Origin of the sequence: Microbacterium sp. E-13 (genome assembly GCF_049912955.1) — a bacterium.
GTDB lineage: Bacteria > Actinomycetota > Actinomycetes > Actinomycetales > Microbacteriaceae > Microbacterium.
In genome coordinates this window covers 3119104-3139976 of record NZ_CP183973.1, presented here as the reverse complement: position 1 = coordinate 3139976, position 20873 = coordinate 3119104, and the positions used below count along the sequence as shown (strand labels likewise).

At 71.8% G+C, this 20873-nt stretch carries 22 protein-coding genes; 19 read left to right on the top strand and 3 right to left on the bottom strand.

Annotation, left to right across the window (positions count from 1 at the left end):
- Positions 1–92 precede the first annotated feature (92 nt).
- The 6 genes from ACN9MP_RS14550 (at position 93) to ACN9MP_RS14525 (ending at position 5791) form a co-directional block, all read left to right on the top strand.
- The gene (locus tag ACN9MP_RS14550) at positions 93–842 is read left to right on the top strand and encodes an IclR family transcriptional regulator (RefSeq protein WP_426321296.1); all 750 of its coding nucleotides are present in this window, start codon (positions 93–95) and stop codon (positions 840–842) included.
- Positions 843–1073: 231 nt separating this feature from the next.
- Positions 1074–2363, top strand: coding sequence for an ATP-binding protein (locus ACN9MP_RS14545; RefSeq protein WP_426321294.1), 1290 nt, complete (start codon positions 1074–1076; stop codon positions 2361–2363).
- A 62-nt stretch (positions 2364–2425) separates the two neighbouring features.
- Entirely contained in the window at positions 2426–2821 is a 396-nt protein-coding gene (locus ACN9MP_RS14540) for a molybdopterin dinucleotide binding domain-containing protein (RefSeq protein WP_426321292.1), read from the top strand.
- Positions 2822–3060: 239 nt separating this feature from the next.
- Positions 3061–3936: a zinc-ribbon domain-containing protein gene (locus tag ACN9MP_RS14535; protein WP_426321290.1), complete on the top strand. Its 876-nt coding sequence runs from the start codon at positions 3061–3063 to the stop codon at positions 3934–3936.
- A gap of 77 nt (positions 3937–4013) precedes the next feature.
- Positions 4014–4262 carry a hypothetical protein gene (locus tag ACN9MP_RS14530; protein ID WP_426321288.1) on the top strand — a complete coding sequence of 83 codons (249 nt, stop codon included), beginning with the start codon at positions 4014–4016 and terminating at the stop codon, positions 4260–4262.
- Between the two features lie 158 nt (positions 4263–4420).
- Positions 4421–5791 carry an MFS transporter gene (locus ACN9MP_RS14525; RefSeq protein WP_426321286.1) on the top strand — a complete coding sequence of 457 codons (1371 nt, stop codon included), beginning with the start codon at positions 4421–4423 and terminating at the stop codon, positions 5789–5791.
- 88 nt (positions 5792–5879) lie between these two features.
- Here the strand turns inward: ACN9MP_RS14525 and ACN9MP_RS14520 are convergent, their stop codons facing one another.
- The gene (locus ACN9MP_RS14520) at positions 5880–6296 is read right to left on the bottom strand and encodes a hypothetical protein (protein WP_426321285.1); all 417 of its coding nucleotides are present in this window, start codon (positions 6294–6296) and stop codon (positions 5880–5882) included.
- Between the two features lie 4 nt (positions 6297–6300).
- The gene (locus ACN9MP_RS14515; protein ID WP_426321283.1) at positions 6301–7047 is read right to left on the bottom strand and encodes a CDP-alcohol phosphatidyltransferase family protein; all 747 of its coding nucleotides are present in this window, start codon (positions 7045–7047) and stop codon (positions 6301–6303) included.
- A gap of 38 nt (positions 7048–7085) precedes the next feature.
- On the opposite strand from ACN9MP_RS14515, the gene ACN9MP_RS14510 reads away from it, so the two are divergent.
- Genes ACN9MP_RS14510 through ACN9MP_RS14480 form a run of 7 tightly spaced genes read left to right on the top strand, consistent with a single transcriptional unit; the run spans position 7086 to position 13694 of the window.
- Positions 7086–8135 carry a zinc-dependent alcohol dehydrogenase gene (locus ACN9MP_RS14510; RefSeq protein WP_426321281.1) on the top strand — a complete coding sequence of 350 codons (1050 nt, stop codon included), beginning with the start codon at positions 7086–7088 and terminating at the stop codon, positions 8133–8135.
- Positions 8132–8527, top strand: coding sequence for a 6-pyruvoyl trahydropterin synthase family protein (locus tag ACN9MP_RS14505; RefSeq protein ID WP_426321279.1), 396 nt, complete (start codon positions 8132–8134; stop codon positions 8525–8527). Before ACN9MP_RS14510 ends, ACN9MP_RS14505 begins: the two co-directional genes overlap by 4 nt.
- Before the next feature lie 56 nt (positions 8528–8583).
- A complete protein-coding gene (locus tag ACN9MP_RS14500) occupies positions 8584–9540 on the top strand; it encodes a glycosyltransferase family 4 protein (protein ID WP_426321278.1) in 957 nt (318 codons plus the stop codon).
- Positions 9537–10367 carry an SAM-dependent methyltransferase gene (locus ACN9MP_RS14495; RefSeq protein ID WP_426321276.1) on the top strand — a complete coding sequence of 277 codons (831 nt, stop codon included), beginning with the start codon at positions 9537–9539 and terminating at the stop codon, positions 10365–10367. Before ACN9MP_RS14500 ends, ACN9MP_RS14495 begins: the two co-directional genes overlap by 4 nt.
- Positions 10355–11308, top strand: coding sequence for a lysylphosphatidylglycerol synthase domain-containing protein (locus ACN9MP_RS14490; RefSeq protein ID WP_426321274.1), 954 nt, complete (start codon positions 10355–10357; stop codon positions 11306–11308). The genes ACN9MP_RS14495 and ACN9MP_RS14490 overlap by 13 nt, the downstream gene beginning before the upstream one ends.
- Positions 11305–12057: a RibD family protein gene (locus tag ACN9MP_RS14485; protein WP_426321272.1), complete on the top strand. Its 753-nt coding sequence runs from the start codon at positions 11305–11307 to the stop codon at positions 12055–12057. The genes ACN9MP_RS14490 and ACN9MP_RS14485 overlap by 4 nt, the downstream gene beginning before the upstream one ends.
- Positions 12054–13694, top strand: a complete 1641-nt coding sequence (locus tag ACN9MP_RS14480) for a CDP-alcohol phosphatidyltransferase (RefSeq protein WP_426321271.1) — start codon at positions 12054–12056, stop codon at positions 13692–13694. The genes ACN9MP_RS14485 and ACN9MP_RS14480 overlap by 4 nt, the downstream gene beginning before the upstream one ends.
- A 12-nt stretch (positions 13695–13706) precedes the next feature.
- On the opposite strand, the gene ACN9MP_RS14475 is transcribed toward ACN9MP_RS14480, so the two are convergent.
- Positions 13707–15089: an alpha/beta fold hydrolase gene (locus tag ACN9MP_RS14475; RefSeq protein WP_426321269.1), complete on the bottom strand. Its 1383-nt coding sequence runs from the start codon at positions 15087–15089 to the stop codon at positions 13707–13709.
- Between the two features lie 202 nt (positions 15090–15291).
- Between ACN9MP_RS14475 and ACN9MP_RS14470 the strand changes: the two genes are divergently transcribed.
- The 6 genes from ACN9MP_RS14470 (at position 15292) to ACN9MP_RS14445 (ending at position 20870) form a co-directional block, all read left to right on the top strand.
- Positions 15292–17340, top strand: a complete 2049-nt coding sequence (locus ACN9MP_RS14470) for a heavy metal translocating P-type ATPase (RefSeq protein ID WP_426326057.1) — start codon at positions 15292–15294, stop codon at positions 17338–17340.
- Between the two features lie 32 nt (positions 17341–17372).
- Positions 17373–18215 carry a DUF2510 domain-containing protein gene (locus tag ACN9MP_RS14465; protein WP_426321268.1) on the top strand — a complete coding sequence of 281 codons (843 nt, stop codon included), beginning with the start codon at positions 17373–17375 and terminating at the stop codon, positions 18213–18215.
- Positions 18216–18328: 113 nt separating this feature from the next.
- On the top strand, positions 18329–19144 hold the full coding sequence (locus ACN9MP_RS14460; protein ID WP_426321266.1) for a DUF2510 domain-containing protein: 816 nt from the start codon (positions 18329–18331) through the stop codon (positions 19142–19144).
- The gene (locus ACN9MP_RS14455) at positions 19141–19983 is read left to right on the top strand and encodes a sulfite exporter TauE/SafE family protein (RefSeq protein ID WP_426321265.1); all 843 of its coding nucleotides are present in this window, start codon (positions 19141–19143) and stop codon (positions 19981–19983) included. The genes ACN9MP_RS14460 and ACN9MP_RS14455 overlap by 4 nt, the downstream gene beginning before the upstream one ends.
- 9 nt (positions 19984–19992) lie before the next feature.
- Complete coding sequence (locus ACN9MP_RS14450) at positions 19993–20442, top strand: FAS1-like dehydratase domain-containing protein (protein WP_426321264.1); 450 nt, start codon at positions 19993–19995, stop codon at positions 20440–20442.
- Positions 20439–20870: a MaoC/PaaZ C-terminal domain-containing protein gene (locus ACN9MP_RS14445; protein ID WP_426321262.1), complete on the top strand. Its 432-nt coding sequence runs from the start codon at positions 20439–20441 to the stop codon at positions 20868–20870. The genes ACN9MP_RS14450 and ACN9MP_RS14445 overlap by 4 nt, the downstream gene beginning before the upstream one ends.
- Positions 20871–20873 lie beyond the last annotated feature (3 nt).

Sequence of the window (20873 nt, the reverse complement as noted above, 5' to 3'; positions counted from 1 at the left end):
CCTCTGCGCATGCGTCCCCATAGACTGGCCGAGTGAGTGCGGACGCGACTATGAAGGCCGAGACGACTCCCGCGTCGGGCGAGACTTCGGCCGTGCAAGCCGCTGACCGCGTGCTCCAGATCCTCGAGATCCTGGCCGACAACGGCCCCACGGGCGTCAGCGCCATCGCGCGCGAGCTCGGTGTACACCGCTCGACGGCGTTCCGGCTCCTTGCCACGCTCGAGGGCCGGCGCTTCGTTGTGCAGGAGACCCACCGTGGCACCTACTCCCTCGGTGCCGGCGCCCTCCGCATCGCCGGAGCAGTCGCGCTCCGCATCGACCTCGCCCGCGAGGCGCAGGAGATCTGCGACGAGGTGACGGCGCGTCTGGGCGAGACCTCGAACGTCGCGATCCTGGTCGACGGTGCGGCCGTGAACATCGCTCAGGCCACCGGAACGTCGAGCGTCGCGGTGCGCGACCAATACGTCGGTCAGCGCACGCCGCTCCACGCGACGTCGTCGGGCAAGGCACTGCTCGCCTTCGCGGGAGAGCCCGCATTCGAGGTCGCCGCCCGCTCGCTGGAACGGTTCTCGGACACCACGATCGTCGACCCCGGCGCCTTGCGCGCCGAGCTCGAGCTCGTCCGCGAACGGGGCTGGGGGAGTGCCCTGTCCGAGTGGCAGGACTACACGAACGCCGTCGCCGTGCCGGTCTTCGCGACCGACGGCTCGGTGGTCGCGGCACTCAGCATCACTGCACCCGCGTTCCGTCTGCCGCCCGAGAAGCTTCCCATGCTCGCCGACGAGCTGCGCGGCTTCGCTCAGGGGCTGGCTCGCCGCCTCGGCCACCTGACGCCCCGCTGACGCGGGCAGAGCCGCTCGCAACCTGCTCGGCCCGCTGCGCCAGTTCCTCGACGCCGACGCGCAGCTCGACGCGCTCGTGCGCGACGTCCTCATCCCGGCGGCCTGAGGCCCGCCCGGCCGGGCGCCCGACAGTCCGTCCGGCTCGGGCGCCGTCATCCGGTGTCCGGGCTCTCCCCGCGTCGGTAGGCTGAGGCCACCCGACCGACCCCGCATCGAAGAGGAGCCGGAGTCATGGCAGGCTGGCGGATTCGCGACTATCACGCCGACGATGTCGACGGCATCCTGCGACTGTGGGAGCAGGTGACGGCGGAGGGGTCGGAGCCGGTCTACAGCCTCTCCGAGGTGCTCGCGTCGTGCGCGAAGGACCACGCCGTGGTGGCGGTCATCGGCGATCAGGTCGTCGGCGCCGCGATCGGCCGCGTCGCGCACGCCCAGGGGTGGGTGGTCTTCCTCGCCACAGCCTCGCACGTGCGGGGAGTGGGCATCGGCTCGTCCCTGCTCGCCGCGCTCGAGGCGCGGATGGCGCCCGAAGGCATCTCGAAGCTGTCGGCCCTCATGCCCGCCGCGGAGACGCGGATGGGCGCGTTCCTGCACCAGGGCTTCCAGCTCATCCAGGACCTGCACTACTTCGAACGCCACATCCCGGTGCAGCGCGAGGAGCTCAGGCGTCTCGCCGAGCTCGGCGGCCGGGTGCTGCCGCGCGGGCTGTGGGATGCCGTCGGCGGGATGAACGCCGAGAAAGCGCTGCTCGAGCGCCGTGTCGTGCTGCCGCTGGCGCAGTCCGAGCTCGCGGAGCGGTTCGGGGTGGTGCCGCCGCGCGCGATCGTGCTGTTCGGCCCGCCGGGAACCGGCAAGACCACGTTCGCCAAGGCGATCGCCTCGCGCCTGGAGTGGTCGTTCGTCGAGGTGTTCCCCTCGCGGCTCGCCGCGCACCCGGGCGGTCTCGCCGGCGCGCTGCGCGAGACGTTCGCGATGATCGCCGAGCTCGAGCACGCCGTGGTCTTCATCGACGAGGTGGAGGAGATCGCCTCCCATCGCCAGGGCGAGCCGCCCTCGCCCACGCAGGGCGTCACCAACGAGCTGCTGAAGATCATCCCGGCCTTCCGTGAGCAGCCGGGGCGCCTGCTGATCTGCGCGACGAACTTCATTCGATCGCTGGATGCCGCGTTCCTCCGCCACGGCCGCTTCGACTACGTCATCCCCATCGGCCTGCCCGACGAGCAGGCGCGGGACGCCATCTGGCGTCGCTACATCCCGGACGCCGCCGTCGGGATCGACGTCGCCGAGCTCGTCGCGATGACGGACGGCTTCTCTCCCGCCGACATCGAGTTCGCCGCGCGCAAGGCGTCGCAGTCGGCACTCGAGAACGCCGTCGACGCTGCCGGCCGAGGTGGTGCGGGTGAGCCGGAGGGCCCGTTCATGGACGACTACACGGCCGCCATCGCCGGCACGCGTACGACGGTGTCAGCCCAGGTGGCCGCCGATTTCCTCGAGGACATCGACACCGTCGGACGGCTGTGAAACGGATGGCGCAGGGCGCTGAGGAGCGTCGATTCCCTGCCCGCGCATGACCTCGCCGTCGCTTGCACAGCGCTGGGTGTTTGTCCAGCCGCTTCGGTGACGACGCAGCCAGGTCGAGACTCTCCGCCGGAGGAGGAGAACGACCATGGTGGACAGGATCGCCCGTCTACCACTTCCACACCCGCACCAAGACGGGCCGCGCGCCGCAGCTGCGCAGGGCCGCACCCTCGGCATGGGTGGAGCTTTCGCGAGCGGATGCCGCGGCTCTCGGCATCCGGGAAGGCGACATCGTCCGCGTCACTTCGGCGAGGGGCGAGATCGTCGTGCCCGCGCGCGTCGGCGATGTGAGGCTGCTCGCCGTCGTCCAGCAGTCCGAGTCCCAGACGAAGGTGCAGAAGGACTGGCTCCTCACGCGGCTCAAGCAGGCCGCCCCCCAGGCACTCCTGGTGGCGTCATGAGCACCCGGCCGTCCGTCGGTCGCATGCGGCAGAGCCGGGTGGGCTCGGCAGCGTACGCACCCTCCGGCAGGCGCGACCACTCTGATCGTGAGCCTCGGCATCTTCACGCAGCCCGTGCAGCTGCTGTCGATGGCCGGCGCCATCGTGCTCATCACGGTCGCGGGCTGGGGACTGAACGCGCTGCTGCTCGGACCCGACAAGTGACCCGGGATGTCGGCGCCCCGCCGTAGAGTGCCCGCATGCCGGAGCGCGTGGAGCTGTGGTGGGCGCGACGCCAGTTCTCGAAAGGACGCGACGTGCCCTACGAAGTGGGCACCTACCGAGCCCAGTGGGCCGCGTTCCCCGCGCTCATCCGTCAGTACCACCCCGAGCTCAACGCCGGCATCACGCTGACGCAGATCCCGCCCGCCGCCGACGTGCTGCTGCTCTGGCAGTGCGACGCGGGCCATACCTTCGCGGCGACGCCGGCGGAGCAGAGGCATCGGCCTGGTCGTGAGCGACGGCGCTCCGCGTGGTGCCCGGAGTGCACCGCGCTCGCCAACCCGCCGAAGATCTCCGGTGCGGGCTCGCCGGCGATCGGCACGATGCTCTCCGGCGCCCGCTCGGCGGCGATCCCCACGCGGCGGGCCCCTCGCCGTGACCCCGAGCGCAGACTGTGCGCGAAGACGCCCGACCTGCCGGCTGGGGAGCCCTTCGTCAGCGCCTGTGCGCCGAAGCCCGCTTCGGCGGTCGAGGCCCGCCTCCGGGCCGACCTCTTCTCGCGGATCGCGGTCACGCCCGGTTTCACCGCCATCCGCACGGCCCGACCGTTCTTCGATCATCTCGAGGTGTGGCCCGACATCCTGCTGCCCGAGCTGCGCATCGCGATCGAGTACGACAGCGTCGGCAGGCACGGCCTGGAGCACGTGGGCGGGCGAGAAGAGGTCGACAAGCGCAAAGACCGCGTCGTCCGGGCGTCGGGCTGGGAGGTGGTGCGCGTGCGCACGGGCCGGCTGGAGCCCCTCGGCCCGCACGATGTGCAGTTGTCATCCTGGTCATCGCGCGGCGTGGAGCGGCTCATCGCGGCGCTGCGCGACATCCGTGGACAGCTGATGGTCGACGCCTACCTGACGTGAGCCGGGGGCCGACTCGTCTCGCGCGTCTCCGCCCTTGCGTCCGCGGTCGGCGCCCCTTACTATCGAACATAGCTTCGATGAAAGGGTGCGATATGCGGATCGCGGTGCGGCAGGATGTTCAGGTCTGGTGCGAGCAGGATCGGCCCGCGCGACTCGTGGTCGACGGCGAGCGGTGGCGCATCATCGACACCCCGACCCGCTGCGACGGCGGCCAGCTCTTCCAGAGCTGGCGGTTCACGGCGCGTAGCGATGTCAGCCACCGCACCTGCGTCATGGACGTGGAGGAGGTCGACGGGCACTGGACGCTCCTCGCGACGTGGGACTGAGGCGGCCGCGCCCTGAGCGCTGCCGGAAAGCAGAAGATCCGACGAAGTTCTTCGAGCGGACTCGCCCAGCGCCTTGAAACCTGAATCGTTCGTCAGGTATCGTCCCGCAAGGCGGCATCCCCCACGCCGCTTCCGCGCTCTACAAGGAGGTCCAGCGCATGGCATCCACGCAGACACCCGAGGTGTCTCTGAAGCAATCGAGCCTGCGACGCGTCGTCACGGCGTCCATGGCCGGCACCGTCGTCGAGTGGTACGAGTTCTTCCTCTACGCCACGGCGGCGACGCTCGTCTTCAACAAGATCATGTTCCCCCCGTCGGAAGACCCGTACGCCCCGATCATCGCGGCGTTCGTCACCTACGCGGTCGGGTTCATCGCCCGGCCGCTGGGCGGCATCGTCTTCGGCCACTTCGGCGACAAGTACGGCCGAAAGAAGCTGCTGCAGTTCGCGATCGTCCTCGTGGGCGTCGCCACGTTCCTGATGGGATGCCTCCCCACCTTCGACATGGTCGGGTACTGGGCTCCCGCGCTCCTGGTGGCGCTGCGCTTCGCGCAGGGCTTCGCGGTCGGCGGGGAGTGGGGCGGCGCGGTCCTCCTGGTCGCCGAGCACTCTCCTGACAAGACGCGCGGATTCTGGGCTTCGTGGCCGCAGGCCGCGGTTCCGATCGGAAACCTCGTCGCCACCGTCGTGCTGCTCATCCTCAGCCGCACCCTGACCGAAGAGCAGTTCCTGGCGTGGGGCTGGCGCATCGGCTTCTGGCTGTCGGTGGTCATCGTGGCGATCGGGTACTACGTCCGCACCCGCGTCACCGATGCCCCGATCTTCGTCGAGGTGCAGAAGCAGATCGAGCAGTCGAAGGCGGCACGCTACGGGGTGCTCGAGGTCATCAGGCGCTACCCGCGCGGCGTGCTGACAGCAATGGGCCTGCGGTTCGCCGAGAACATCATGTACTACCTCGTCGTGACGTTCTCCATCACCTACCTCGCGGTCGCGCTCGAGGTCGACACCGCCGAGATCCTGGGCCTCCTGGTGATCGCGCACGTCGTGCACATGATCGTCATCCCGCTGATCGGCGGCCTCACCGACCGCCTCGGCCGCAAGCCGGTGTACCTCATCGGCACCCTCGGCGCGGCCGCCTGGGGCTTCGTCGCGTTCCCCATGTTCGACACGCGCAACCCGGCGATCATCGTCGCGGCGATCTGCCTCGGTCTGTTCATCCACGCCTTCATGTACGCGCCGCAGCCGGCCATCATGTCGGAGATGTTCCCGACGCGCATGCGGTACTCGGGCGTCTCGCTCGGCTATCAGGTGACGTCGATCGTCGCGGGCTCGCTCGCACCGATCATCGCGACCGCGCTGCTGGCGAGCACCGGGTCGTACATCCCCGTCGCCGTCTACCTGGCCGTCGCCGCGGCGATCACGCTCGTCGCCGTGATCTCGATGCGCGAGACGAAGGGGTCGTCGCTGCACGACCTCGACCGCCTCGACGAAGAGCGCCTGGCGGCCGAGAACGCGTCGGCTCGCGGCTGATCCGCAACCTGACGACCGCCCCGCCACCCGGGTGGCGGGGCGGTCCGCGTCCGGCGGGACTGCCCCGGTCGTGCCGCCGAGCGCGGCCTCAGGCGCCGCGTCGCATCGCCGGCTGGTTCACCGGCATGCGCATCACCAGCGCGGTCGTGATCGCGAGAATCACGATGCCGATGGACTCGATGACGACTGTCGGCGGAACGGGCGGGTAGTCCCAGCTCTGGTGGATGCCGAACAGCCCGACCGTCAGCGCCAGGAGCAGGGCCCCCAGTGTGGCGATGAGGAACAGCAGGCCCAGCACGGTGGCCAGCTGCAGCAGGCGACCGCGCAGGATCACCATGCCGATCGCCAGCACGATGCCGGCGATGCCGTTCAGGATGAACATCACGCCGAGGATCCCTCCCGTGCCGTTGAACGCCAGGTACAGATGGATGCCGCCGGCGGCGAGGAGCGCGATCGCGCTGAGGATGCGCATCGTCCACAGCACGCGTCCGCTGGATTCCGTCATGGTCCTACCTGCTCTCTTCCTGAGGTGAGACAGTGGATGCCTTCTCGAGGGAAACGAGCGCGAGAGCGGTGCGGTTCAACCGGGCGAGCCAGAGCACGTCGCGGCCGAAGGACTCGAGCATCAGCACGAGGCCCGCTGCCGCGACCATCGCGCTCCCGGCCGGCGGGAGCAGCTGCGAGGCCACGACGGCGAGGGCGATCCCGCAGGCGGCCGTGACCACCTTCCGCCAGTAGCGGGGCGGCAGGGTCCGCCGCATCCAGGGCAGCATCCAGCCCGCGACGACGAAGGCGTAGCGCATGAGGCCGATCGCCAGCACCCACCCGCCGACGAAGCGCACGTCGTACACACTCAGCACCAGCAGCAGGAACGCGTCGACCTCCATGTCGAATCGTGCGCCGATCTCGCTCTCGCTGCCCGTCCGCCGTGCGACGTAGCCGTCGACGCCGTCGAGGATGAGCGCGCAGGCGACCAGCGCGACGAGGAGCGCGGTGGGGACTGGGCGGGCGAACGACGCGACGACCAGCGCGGTGACGAGTCCCACCAGCGCGGACCGCGTCGCGGTGACGGCGTTCGCCGGACCGAATCGCGCCTCTCCTCGCAGGCCGGCGGTCAGCAGCAGCGACGACACGACGAGGTACCCGAGGCCGGCCACCCACGCCGCGGGCGGCAGCGGCACGAAGGCGCCCATCGCGACCATCCCGATGCACCCGGCGGCGACCCACCACCACGGCACCCACTGAACCTTTCGCATGCGTCCTCCGTATTCTCGTCAGGGAGAGCACGCCTTCCATGGCCACCGAGCCTGCCACGGCCACCAAAGGAGTCACGACGCAGACACCCAGTGAAGTTCATCGTGAGGAAGCGGATGCCGCGATCTCGTGGTGGACGGTCGGCCCGGGGCGAGGGGAGTTCCGGGCGGAAGTGCTGCCCGCGCCCGCTGACGGGCAGGTGTCGGTGCGCACCCTGTGGACGGGAGTGAGCCGGGGGACCGAGTCGCTCGTGGCGCGTGGGGACGTGCCGGTGTCGGAGCGCGAGCGCATGCGTGCGCCGTTCCAGGCGGGGGACTTCCCTTTCCCCGTGAAGTACGGCTATCTGAATGTCGGCACGGTCGAGCACGGGCCGGAAGACCTCCGGGGCCGCACGGTGTTCGCGCTGTACCCTCACCAGTCACGGTTCCTGGTGCCCGCGGAGGCGCTGGTTCGCGTCCCCGACGCCGTCCCGCCCCGCCGAGCCGTGCTCGCGGGGGCCGTCGAGACCGCTGTCAACGTCCTGTGGGATGCGGCGCCTGCGATCGGCGATCGCATCCTCGTCGTCGGCGCCGGGATGATCGGGTGCGCGATCGCGCGGGTGGCACGCGGCATCCCGGGCTCCGAAGTGACGCTCGTCGACGTCGACCCGTCGAAAGCGGTGGCCGCGGAGGCCCTGGGCGTCGGGTTCACCCTCGCCGAAGACCGCGTGCCGCAGCCCGACGTCGTGATCGAGGCGAGCGGCAGCGGGGCGGGACTCCAGCTCGCCCTCCGGATGGCGCCCACGGATGGCGAGGTCGTCGTCGCGAGCTGGTACGGCGCCACGGTCGTGCCGCTCGAGCTGGGCGCGGACTTCCACTCCCGCCGCATCGCGATCCGCTCGAGCCAGGTCGGGGCCGTCTCGCCCCGCGTGCGATCGCGCCGCACGACGACGGAACGGCGGGGGCTGGCGCTGCGGCTGCTGCAAGATCCTGCGTTCGACGCACTCCTGGGTGCACGCTCGTCGTGGCGGGAGCTGCCGGAGATCACCGCGGCGCTCGCCGCCGGAACCGCCGGCGACCTCTGTCAGACCATCGATTGGAGCGCCCCATGACCTTCAGCCTCACCGTCCGTGAGCACCTGATGATCGCGCACAGCTTCCGGGGCGACGTGTTCGGTCCCGCCCAGCGACTGCACGGGGCGACGTACCTCGTCGACGCCACCTTCCGGGCGGCCGCGCTCGACGACGACGGCCTCGTGGTCGACATCGGCCGCGCGGGCGACCTGCTGCGCGACATCGTGGGTGCGCTGACCTACCGCAACCTCGACGACGAGCCCGACTTCGCCGGCGTCAACACCACCACCGAGCGGCTCTGCCAGGTCATCGGCGACCGGCTGGCGGCCCGCGTGCGCGACGGGGCGCTCGGCGACGTGCACCTGACCGCGATCGCCGTCACACTGCACGAGTCGCACATCGCCTGGGCCTCGTACGAGGTGGCGTTGTGACGAGCGGGCCACGCGTCCGCTTCATCGTCCCCGCCGGGGTCGACGACCCTCGTCGCGTGAGCGGCGGCAACGTGTACGACCGCCGCATCCGCGACGGCCTGCCGGGGCAGGGCTGGGCGGTCGACGTCGTGGAGGCGGCGGATGCTGCGGGCGCAGCATCCGTTCTCGGTCAGACGCCCGACGATGCCCTGGTGCTGATCGACGGACTCGTGGCGGGGTGGGCGCCCGACGCGGTGGAGGAGACGGCCCGCCGGGCCCGCCTCATGCTGCTGGCGCATATGGTGGCGGCGGCGTTCCCCGATGCGACGGATGCGGCGATCGACGCGGAGCGGCGCGTGCTCGCCGCCGCGCACGCCGTGATCGTCCCGAGCCGCTGGACGGCGGAGGAGCTCGCTCGCCGGGGTCTCGTCGAGACCGGCCGCGTGCGGATCGCCCCGCCGGGGGTGGACCCCGCCGACGTCGCGGGGCCGCCTTGCGGCGACGGGCGCCTGCTGTGCGTCGGCGTGATCGCACCGCACAAGGGGCAGGACACCCTGCTCGCGGCGCTCGCGCAGCTGCCGGACCGCGATTGGAGCTGCGCCCTGGTCGGCTCGGGCGAGCCCTTCCCCGAGTTCGCCGCCGAGATCGCCCGCCGCTCGGGCGCCTTCGACGGGCGCGTGCGGCTCACCGGGGTTCTCGACGACACCGCCCTTGCCGAGCAATACCGCCGCGTCGCACTGCTCGTGGCGCCGTCGCGCGTCGAGAGCTCCGGCATGGCGATCGCCGAAGCGAGGGCACGCGGGCTTCCCGTCGTCGCCGCCCGCACCGGCGGCATCCCCGATGCGCTCGCGTCGGGCGGGGGGCTCCTCGTGCGTCCCGGGGATCCGGCAGCCCTCGCCGATGCCCTGTCGGCATGGATGACCGACCCCGCGCTTCGCGCCCGCCTGCGCCGGGAGGCGCTCGCCGCCCGCTCGACCCTTCCCCGGTGGGCCACGACCGTGGCGACCATCGCGCACTCCTTGGAGACGGCATGACGTCGATCTCGACCGCGACCCCGGGCTGGCTCGCGCTGCGCGCACCGGCGGACGACTCTGCACGGTCCGCCGAGCTCGCTCACGAGCTGGCACGGCTGCTCTCCGGCGTCTCCGCACCGATCGTCGTGCACGACCTCGGTGCCGGCACGGGCTCGATGACCCGGTGGCTCGCCCCGCGCCTGCCCGGCCCCCAGCGGTGGGTGCTGCGCGACGGCGACCCCGACATCGTCGAGCACCTCGATCTGCGCGCTGTCGTAGACGCCTCCGGGCACGCCATCGCCTCCGACGTGGTCGTCGAGGACCTCTCCCAGCTCCCCGCCGATGCGTTCGAGGGTTCGTCGGCGGTGACGGCATCCGCTCTCCTCGACGTGGTCACCGAAGCCGAGGCCGCCCATGTCGTCCGCGCGTGCGTCGCGGCGGGCACGCCGGCGCTCTTCAGCCTCACGGTCACCGGTGCCGCACGGGTGCGCCCCGCCGAGCGGCACGAGGCCATCGAGCACGCCATCGGCGCTGCCTTCAACGATCACCAGCGGCGCCGGCACGACGAGCGGCGGATGCTCGGTCCGGACGCCGTCCCGGCGGTCGCCGGTCTCTTCGCGGACGCCGGCTGGAACGTCCGGGTGGCGGCGACGCCGTGGCGGCTGAGTCGTCGCCGCGGCGCGCTGATCGCGGAATGGCTGGACGGCTGGGTCTCCGCAGCCCTCGAGCAGCGGCCCGAGCTGGCCGCCGAGGCGGAGGAGTACCGCCGCCACCGACTCGCTCAGGCGGCCGCCGGGCATCTCCGCGTGACCGTGTCGCACGAGGACCTGCTGGCATGGCCGCGCTGAGCAGGCTCTCTCCCCGCGCGCGGTCCGGCCTGCGGATCGCGGCGGCTCTGGTCGTCGTGGTCGCGACGGTCGCGGTGGTCGGCATCGGACCCTTCCTGCAGGGCCTGGCGTCGATCTCACCGGCGACGATCCTCGTCGCCGTGGCGCTCGCGGCGGTCGCGACGGCCGCCGCGTCGTGGCGCTGGCACTTGGTGTCGACGGGCTTCGGGCTGCCGCTCGCATGGGGGGAGGCGTTCGCGTCGTACTACCGGTCGCAGTTCCTCAACACGGTGCTGCCCGGCGGCGTCATGGGTGACGTCCACCGCGCCTACGCACATGGCCGGTTTCATGCGCGCGTCGGTCTCGCCGCGCGCGCCGTCGCCGCCGAACGCGTCGCCGGCCAGCTCGTGCAGGTCGTGGTGACGCTCGCGATCCTGCTTCCGCTCGGCCTCACCTCGCCGCTCGCGCCGCTCGTCGGGGTCACCGGGGCGATCGCCCTCCTCGCCGTCGTCGCGGTGGTGGTCGTCGCGCTCACCGATCGCGGACGGGCCGCGCTGCGACGGGAGTACGGGATGCTGCGCCCCCTGCTCGCGCGGCCGCTCCGGTTGCTCGGGATCGCGGTGGCCTCCGTCGTCGTCGTGGCGGCGCACGCCGCCACCTTCGTGGTCGCGGGGCTCGCCGTCCGGGCCCACGCGAGTCCGCGGGAACTCGCCGTCGTCGCGCTGATCGTGCTGGGAGCGGCCGCGATCCCGGTCAACGTCGGAGGATGGGGGCCGCGTGAAGCCGTCGCGGCATCCGCCTTCGCGCTCGTCGGTCTCGGGGCCGGCGCGGGACTCGCCGTCTCGACGGCCTTCGGCGTCCTGACCCTGGTCGCGGTCGCACCCGGCGCCGCCACCCTCCTGCTCGGCCGCTTCCGTTCCCTGCACGCGAGGGGCATCATCGGGAGGAGGAGATCCGCATGAGCGAGCGACCATACGTCACTCTCAGCTGCGCGATGTCGATCGACGGCTACCTCGACAGCGCCGAGCCGCATCGGCTCGCGATGTCCAACGCGGCCGACCTCGACCGCGTCGACGACGTGCGCGCGCGGCACGACGCCATCATGGTGGGCGCCTCGACGGTCCGGCGCGACAACCCCCGGCTGCTCGTGCGCGATGCCGCACGTCGCGCGAAGCGGCTGGCGTCGGGGCGCCTGGAGTCGCCGGCGAAGGTCACGGTCACCGCGAGCGGCGAGCTGTCGCCTGACGCCGCGTTCTTCACGATGGGGGAGGGGCCCCGCATCGTCTACTGCACGGCCGATCGAGCGGAGGACCTCCGCGCCCGGCTGGGGGACCGCGCCGTCGTCGTGGGCATCGGCGCCGACTGCGTCACGATGTCGGCCCTCCTCGACGACCTCGGCGACCGGGGCATCGGCAGCCTCATGGTGGAGGGCGGCGGCACCGTGCTGACGCAGTTCCTCGGCGCCGACCTCGTCGACGAACTGCACCTCGTGATCGCCCCGTTCTTCGTCGGCGAGGCCCGGGCGCCGCGCGTGGTCGGCCCGGCGGCCTTCCCCTGGACGGCGTCGCGGCGTGCCCGGCTGGCCGACACCCGCCAGATCGGCGACGTGGTGCTCCTGCGGTATGCCCTCTCGGATCGCTTCGGCACGCGAGACCCCGACGGGTCCGCCGTCGTGGCCGGATGGGAGTCCGTTGCCGCCGAGCTGCCGTGACCGACATGCGCGTCGAGCGGGTCGCTCCGGGGCGGCGCGGCCGGTTCGCCACCGGCGCGGCGATCGTGCTGCTCGTCGTGCTGCCTCTCGTGCCCGCTGGGTTCGCGACCGGGTCTGCGCTCGGACTCGTCGGGATCCCGGTCGAGTCGATCGTCGTGCTCCTCGTCCTGGCGCTGATTCCGTGGCGGATGCTGCGACTCCTCGTCGCTGCCGTGTTCGGTGCGTTCGTGGGGGTCGCCGTGCTGCTCGCGGGCATCGACCGCGGATACGAGGCCGCTCTCGGCATCCACTTCGTACCGCTCGACTGGCGGCAGATCGGCGACGCCTACGGGGTGGTCGCCTCGGCGATCGGCTCCGCGCCGGCCAGCGCCATCTTCACCGTCGCCGCCACGCTGATCGCCGCGGCGTCGGCGGCGCTCGCCTGGGCGGCGCTCCGCGTCGACAGGGTGCTGCGCGGTCGCCCGCGCCGCGGGCGGACGGCGCTCGCCACGGTGGCGGTCGCCTGGATCGCCGTGGCGGTCGTAGCGCAGCCCCTCGGGCTGACCGAGCCCCCCGCGGCCGCCGCATCCACCGGCTCCATCGGCTCGGCGGTGTCGCGCGCCGTCTCGGCGCTCGAGACGCGCGCCCACGTGGCCCGTGAACTGGCGGACGACGCGTACGCCGACGTGCCGGCGAACCGGCTTCTCACGGCTCTGGAGGGCAAGGACGTCGTCTTCGTGTTCGTCGAGAGCTACGGCAGGGTCGCGCTCGAGGGGGAGGGGATCTCGGCGGGGGTGCGCGACGTGCTTCGTCGCGGCGCGGAGTCGCTGGAGGCGCACGGCTACGCCGCGGAGAGCGCATGGCTCACGTCGCCCACGTTCGGCGGCGTGAGCTGGCTGGCCCATGCGACGCTGCAGACGGGCGTGTGGACCGACTCGCAGGCGGTGTACGACCAGGTGACGCACACGGACCGCCTGAACCTGAGCACGGCATTCGGCCGCGCCGGGTGGCACACCGTCAGCGTGGTGCCGTCGAACACCCGGCCCTGGGACGTCGGGTCGTCGTTCTACGCGTACGACACCATGCTCGACGCGACGAACGTCGGCTACCGCGGACCGGCGTTCGGGTACGCCCGCATCCCCGACCAGTACACTCTGGCGCACGTCGCCGACCGCGTGCTCGCGGCCCCCGGGCAGCCGGTCATGGCCGAGATCGATCTCGTCTCGTCGCACACGCCGTGGGCCCCGCTTCCCGAGCTGGTGCCGTGGTCGCAGGTCGGCGACGGGTCGGTCTTCGACCCCCAGCCCGCGCGGAGCAGGAGCCCGGGCGAAGTGTGGCAGGACCCCGCCACGGTGAAGCGCTTCTACGGGCGCTCGATCGAGTACTCGCTGGGGGCCCTGTTCTCCTTCCTCGAGAACGTCGACGATCCCGACCTCGTCGTCGTCGCGCTCGGTGATCATCAGCCCGCCGCGATCGTGAGCGGCCAGGATGCGAGCCGAGACGTGCCCATCAGCATCATCGCCGCGGATCCGGCAGTGCTCGACGCCATCGGGGGCTGGGAGTGGGAACCCGGTGTGGTTCCGGGCGCCGACGCGCCCACGTGGCCGATGGATGAGTTCCGCAACCGGTTCTTCGAGGCGTTCGGCTCCGCCGGGTGAGCCGGGGAGGAGTCAGCCGGCGAACGAGGAGTCGTCCGGCCACGCGGCGATGTCCACGCCGTGATTGTCGGGTGAGGTGAGGGTCCACCACTCCGGCGCGTGCGAATCGTCGGCGAGCCGGCCGCCGGCGGCAAGGGCCGCCGAGACCCGGGCGTCGACCTGGTCGCGCGGCACGGAGATGTCGATGTGCGTGCGGCCGCGGCCGGACTTCGGCGGGTCGAGCGGGTGGAACCAGACGTGCGGGTTCCGGCGGAACGGATCGATCGCATCCTCGCCACCGAGGGACTCGTAGCCGAGCGCCGCGCTCCAGAACGGCCGCACGTGCGCCCCGGGCCCCTGGGCGACCGCGATACCCACGACGGTGAGCGCCGACGGATCGGGCTCGAGGCCCAGCGAACGGGCCGCTCGGGAGACGGATGCGGCGAGCACGGCGTCCGCGGCCGTCAGCGCGCCGTCGCGCCGACTGAAGGTCTTGACGAAGACCCCCTCGGGACGCAGGTCGATGTCGGGGAAGTGGTGCAGTCCCTCGGCGATCGTCACGACCTCCGCCACGAGCCGGGCGCCGTGCGAGAGCGATTCGGCGCGATAGAACACGTGGGCGCCCCAGTAGAGCACCCGCCAGTCCTCCACGCCCTCCGACGCGTGGAACTCCTGCGGGCTGATCGTCTCGATCTCGGCGGGGATCGTGCCGTCGCCGAGCGGCGGCTGGGCGAGGATGACGCGGGCGAGCTGCTGCGGCTTGGTCAGCTGCGGCCAGTGACCGGTCGGCAGGTCGACGTAGGTCACGTCGGTCAGTCGCGTGAACTCCTGGACGGCGGGTTCTCCCTGTTCGATCCAGCTCCGCAGATCCGCGACGGAGTACTCCGTCGCGATGGCCGTGACCGGTATGTCGAGGCGCCGCCCGTCGTGAAGATGCTGCACGCCGGTCACCACCCCGGCGGGCGAGGGGACCGCATACGCGCGGAACGCGGTCATGCCGCCCTCGCCGAGATCCCGGAGGTCGGCCTCGTCGAAGTCGCTCCAGTCCGGCAGGGGAAGCTCGGCGCCGACCGGCTCGAATCCCCGGAGGAGCGGCTGGCCGTCACCCGTCGGGAAGCCGCCGATGAGGATGAGACGGGCCACGCGTCCGGGCCGCGCGTCGGCCGCTGCGTACACGATCCCGGCGCCCGCCGAGTGGCCCACCAGGATCACCCGCTCGCCCTCGGCGGCATCGATGGCCGCCACCACTGCGGCGACGTGGTCTTCGAGCGTGACCCGCGACCGGTCGGCGTCGGCCCCCTCCATGCCGGGAAGCGTCAGCGCGAGCGGGCGGTGGCCGGCCCGCTCGAGCGCCGGCGCGACCTCGTACCACGCCCATCCACCCATCCACAGACCCGCGACCAGGATGATGTCCATTTCCACTCCTCGCGTCGTTCGGCGTGGTGTCAGTGTGCCGTGGGCCCCTGACATCCGCCACGGATCTGCGCCTGCGGGAATAGCGGGAGAGGGCGGGCGATTGCATCCTGATACCCCATGGGGGTATACAAGACGTGAAGACGAGGAGCCCATCGTGACCGACCCGCACCACGACCACCACGGCGCCGTCGCGCACGCCGGCATGGCCGACGAAGCGGCGCACGGCGCCGCCCATGGCGCCCATGATCACGCAGGTCACGGGGGCCATGGCGCCGACCATGTCGCGCGGTTCCGCCGGCTGTTCTGGATCAACCTCGCGCTCGCGGTCCCCGTCGTGGCCTTCTCGGGCATGTTCGCGATGGTGCTCGGCTACGAGCTGCCCGACGCCCCGCTCGTGCGCTGGGTGCCGCCGGTGCTCGGCACCGTCATGTACTTCTGGGGCGGCTGGCCGTTCCTCACCGGAGCCGTGTCGGAGCTGCGGGCGCGCACGCCCGGAATGATGCTCCTGATCGGGCTGGCGATCACGGTCGCCTTCTTCGCGTCGTGGGGTGCGACTCTCGGGCTCCTCCATCACGAGCTCGAGTTCTGGTGGGAGCTGGCGCTCCTCATCGTCATCATGCTGCTCGGCCACTGGATCGAGATGCGCGCACTCGCGCAGACCACCTCGGCCCTCGACTCGCTCGCCGCCCTCCTCCCCGACGAGGCGGAGCGAGTGGACGGCGACGGCGTCGTGACTGTGCCGCCGTCCGACCTGCGCGTGGGCGATGTGGTCGTCGTCCGTCCCGGCGGCAGCGTTCCCGCCGACGGGCGCATCGTCGACGGCACGGCCGACATGGACGAGTCCCTGGTGACGGGGGAGTCCCGTCCGGTCGCGCGCACCGTCGGCGACCACGTCACCGCGGGCACCGTGGCCACCGATTCCGGGCTGCGGGTGGAGGTCACCGCCACGGGCGACGCCACCACGCTCGCCGGCATCCAGCGTCTCGTCGCCGAGGCCCAGAGCTCCTCGTCCCGCGCACAGCGGCTCGCCGACCGGGCGGCCGGGTGGCTCTTCTGGTTCGCGCTCGGCGCCGCGGCGCTCACGGCGATCGTCTGGACGGCGTTCGGGATGCCGGATGCAGCGGTCGTCCGCACCATCACGGTGCTGGTGATCGCGTGCCCGCATGCCCTGGGTCTCGCGATCCCGCTCGTGGTCTCCATCGCGACCGAGCGCGCCGCCCGCGGCGGCGTGCTCGTCACCGACCGGCTGGCGCTCGAGACGATGCGCACCATCGGCGCCGTGCTGTTCGACAAGACGGGCACGCTCACCAAGGGCGAGCCCACGGTGGTCGGCGTCGCGGCGGTCGCCGACCTCGATGCCGACGCCGTGCTCGCGCTCGCCGCCGCCGCGGAGTCCGACAGCGAGCACCCTCTCGCCCGGGCGATCGTCCGGGCCGCGCAGGCACGCGGCATCCCGCTCGCCCCGTCGACGGGGTTCCAGTCGTCCCCGGCTGTCGGCGTGTCCGCCACGGTGGGCGGCCGCACCGTGCGCGTCGGCGGGCCGCGCCTGCTCGACGAGATTGGCGCGACGGACGTGCCGGCGGCCGCAGCGTGGCGCGGGGACGGCTCGATCGTGCTGCACGTGGTGCGCGACGGAGCGGTCATCGGCGGTCTCGCCCTGGCGGACGAGATCCGGCCCGAGTCCCGGGAGGCCGTCGCGGCGCTGCACGAGCTCGGCGTCGAGGTGGTCATGATCACGGGGGATGCCGCGCCCGTGGCCCGCGCGGTCGCCGAAGCCCTCGGCATCCGTCGCGTCTTCGCCGGTGTGCGTCCCGAAGACAAGGAGCACAAGGTCGCCGAACTCCAGCGGGAGGGCCTCAAGGTCGCCATGGTGGGCGACGGCGTGAACGACGCCCCCGCCCTGGCCCGCGCAGACGTCGGCATCGCCATCGGTGCGGGGACGGATGTCGCGATCGGCTCGGCCGGCGTGATCCTCGCCTCGAGCGATCCGCGATCGGTGCTGTCGGTGATCGAGCTGTCCCGGGCGAGCTACCGCAAGATGACGCAGAACCTCTGGTGGGCCGCGGGGTACAACCTCATCTCCGTGCCGCTGGCGGCGGGGGTGCTGGCGCCGATCGGCTTCGTGCTCCCGATGTCGGTGGGGGCGATCCTCATGTCCCTGTCGACGGTCGTGGTCGCACTCAATGCACAGCTGCTGCGCCGGCTGGATCTGAGCCCCGCGCGCAGCGTCCGGGCCGTGCTCGACCGCTGAGTACGCGTTGTGGGCAGCGCTATGGTTTTTCCATGGCGACGACTCCCCCCGGCTGGTACGAGGATGGCAGCGGAGCCCTGCGCTGGTGGGATGGCAGTCAGTGGACGGAGCACGTGGCGCCATCCACTCCCGCGTCCGCATCCGCTTCGACGGAATGGACCGCCCCGTCCGCACACGGCGACGGCACTTTCCCGGGCCACGATCTTGGCTACGGTTCGGCCCAGCCGACCTCCTACGACAGCGGATGGTCGGCGACGACGGCTCCCGGAACGAACGCCTCGGCGGGTGCTGTCACGACAGCCGCCCCGCCGCAGGAGTCGAGGATGTGGATCGTCTGGCTGGTGCTCGGGCTCGTACTCGCCGGCATCGTCGTGGCGGTCGCGGTGCTCGCTGTGTCACTCATCGCCGGCGGTTTCGCGGCTCCCGTCGTCTCATCGCAGCCGGAGACCACCGCGAGCGCGGAGCCGGAGGAGGTCCAATCCGAGCAACCTTCTCCGTCTGCGGGCACGTCTGACGAAGCAGCTGCGGTCGCCGCCGTCCAGGCCTTCAGCCAGGCGTGGCTCGATTCGGACTGCGACGCCTACTTCGCCTCGACGACCGAGAACTTCCGCACGCTCTTCGAGCTGGCCGACTGCGAATCGTTCTACTCGCAGTCGCGGAACTTCACCACATCGACGGCGGGTTACGAGATGACCGTACGTGAGGTGAAACCGATCGGCGACTCCGTCTCCGTGTCGACGACGGAGTCGTATCAGGGCCTCTACGACGAAGAGGGCAATGAGCTCGCCTCGCCGGAGCAGATCGTCGAGCAGTACGAGTACCTCGTCGTCGACGAAGCGGGCGTCTGGAGATTGGACGACTGGTTCCTCGATTAGTCCAGGGGCCGAGACGCCGACGACCGCTGACCGGGAGACGGATGCTGCGGCTCCCGTCTGCGCGGCAGCATCCGTCCCCCTCCCGCGCGGCGCGGCGCCGGTAGGGTTTGAGGATGACGACGACTCCTCCCGGCTGGTACGACGACGGTCACGGCGCGCTGCGCTGGTGGGACGGCACTCAGTGGACGGAGCACGTCGCGGAGCCCGACGAGCACGCCAGCCCCGCGCCGACCGAGGCCGAGATCGTCGCCTCCGAGCTCGGCTTCGGCGAAGCCGCCCCCGTGGCGCCGGCCGCCGCGCACACCCCGTACGGTGCGCCGCAGCCCGGGGCGACCGGACAGCCGGCGTACGCGCAGCCGTACTCGTCCCCCGCAGAGGGATACGAGCCGGGCTCCCACCCCGGTGCGCCGGCAGGCGGCGGCTTCGCCGCGGCCACCGACCCGCGGAAGTCGCGGCTGTGGATCGTGTGGGTCGTGCTGGGTGTGGTGCTGCTGGGCATCGTCATCGCGGCGGCGGTCGTGATCCCGCTGCTGTTCCTGTCGGCCAGCTCGGCCAGCAGCGCAGCGCACTCGGACGACGAGCGGGCCGCCGTGGCGACGGTCGGGCTCTACGACGAGGCCTGGCAGGAGGGCGACTGCGACAAGCTGGTCGCCGCGACGACGGAGAGCTTCCGCGCCGACCAGGGCATGGATGACTGTGCGGCCTTCCAAGACGAGGCGGCGGGATTCAACGCGAGTGTGCACGATTACGAGGTCGACGTGACCGACGTCGAGACCGTGGGCGATCAGATCACCGTCACCACCAACGAGACGTTCACGGCGATGGTCGACGAGAACGGCGAACCCACGGATCCCACCGCGGGCTCGGCGGGGTACAAGTACCTGCTGGTCGAGTCCGGCGGACACTGGCTGATCGACTACGCGGAATGAGCGCGGACGAGTCGACACGCCCCGCGCACGGTCCCCGCTTCTACGCGGTCTGCATCGGCATCGGGCTGCTCGCCGGTCTGCTGTCGGGTCTGTTCGGCGTGGGCGGCGGCACCATCATCGTGCCGTTCCTCGTGCTGTTCCTGCGCTTCGACCAGAGGCTCGCCGCCGGCACGTCGCTCGCGGCGATCGTGCCGACCGCCACCGTCGGCGTCATCTCGTATGCGCTGCACGGCTCGGTGGCGTGGATCCCCGCCCTTCTCCTCGCGCTCGGCGCGGTGTTCGGCGCGCAGATCGGCACCTGGCTGCTGCCACGGCTCTCGCTCACCGTGCTGCGCTGGGCGTTCGTCGGGTTCCTCGCGGCGGTCATCGTGAGCCTGTTCGTGGTGATCCCGTCGCGCGACGCGGAGCTCGCCCTCACCTGGCTGAGCGGAGCGGCCCTCGTCGTGCTGGGTGTGGCCACCGGCATCCTGTCGGGTCTCATCGGCGTCGGCGGCGGCATCGTCGTGGTTCCCGCGCTGATGGTGCTGTTCGGCACCAGCGATCTCGTGGCAAAGGGCACGTCGCTGCTCATGATGATCCCGACCGCGGTGTCGGGCACGATCGGCAACGTCCGCCGGCGCAACGTCGATCTGGTCGCGGCGGCGATAGTAGGGGTCGCCGCGTGTGCGACGACCGCCCTCGGCGCGTGGGCGGCCACGATCCTCGACCCGTTCGTCGCCAACATGCTGTTCGCCGCCTATCTCCTGTTCATCGCGGTGCAGATGGGCCTGCGCGCGTGGCGCGGGCGCGCCCGCCCCTCGGCGAACGGGCCGGCCGGGGGCCCGGGGGCTCCTCGGTAGGATGGGCTGGTGCCAGTGAACCCCGAGCTCGTCGGCCGCGACTTCCCGCCGACGACCCCCTACCTCGTGGGTCGCGAGAAGGTGCGCGAGTTCGCGCGTGCCGTGTTCTCCCATGACCCGCAGCACACCGACCCCGCGGCCGCGCGCGCCCTCGGCTATGCCGACGTGGTCGCGCCGCCCACCTTCGCCATCGTCGTCACCGATGCCACGCTCCAGCAGCTGCTCGGCCAGCCCGACTCGGGCATCGTTCTGAAGAACGTGCTGCACGCCGAGCAGAAGTTCCGCTACTCCCGGCCGATCGTCGCTGGTGACGAGCTCACCGCGAAGCTGTCGGTCACCGGCATCCGTGCGATGGGAGCGGCGGCGATGGTGACGAGCGAATCCGAGATCACGGATGCTGCGGGCGACCACGTCGTGACCACGACCTCCGTCCTGCTCGTCGGCGAGGGCGACGCATGAGCGCCCCTTCGACGGGCTCGGCGCTCGGCGGTCTGACGGTCGGCGACGTCGTTGCCGAGCGCACGGTGCATCTGACGCGCGAGTCGCTCGTGCGGTACGCCGGGGCATCGGGCGACTTCAACCCCATCCACTACCGCGACGACGTCGCCGCGGCGGTCGGCCTTCCGGGCGTGCTCGCTCACGGCATGCTGACGATGGGTCTCGCCGTCGGCACGCTGGAATCGTGGATCGGCGACACCGGCCGCATCCTCGAGTACGGTGTGCGCTTCACCAAGCCCGTCGTGGTCGATGCCGAGTCCGGCGCCGATGTGACCGTCGTCGCCAAGGTGGGTGCGCTCGACGAGGAGTCGGCACGCATCGACCTGACCGTGTCGTTCGCCGGCGCGACCGTGCTCGTCAAGGCGCAGGCGCGCGTCCGGACCGTCTGACCG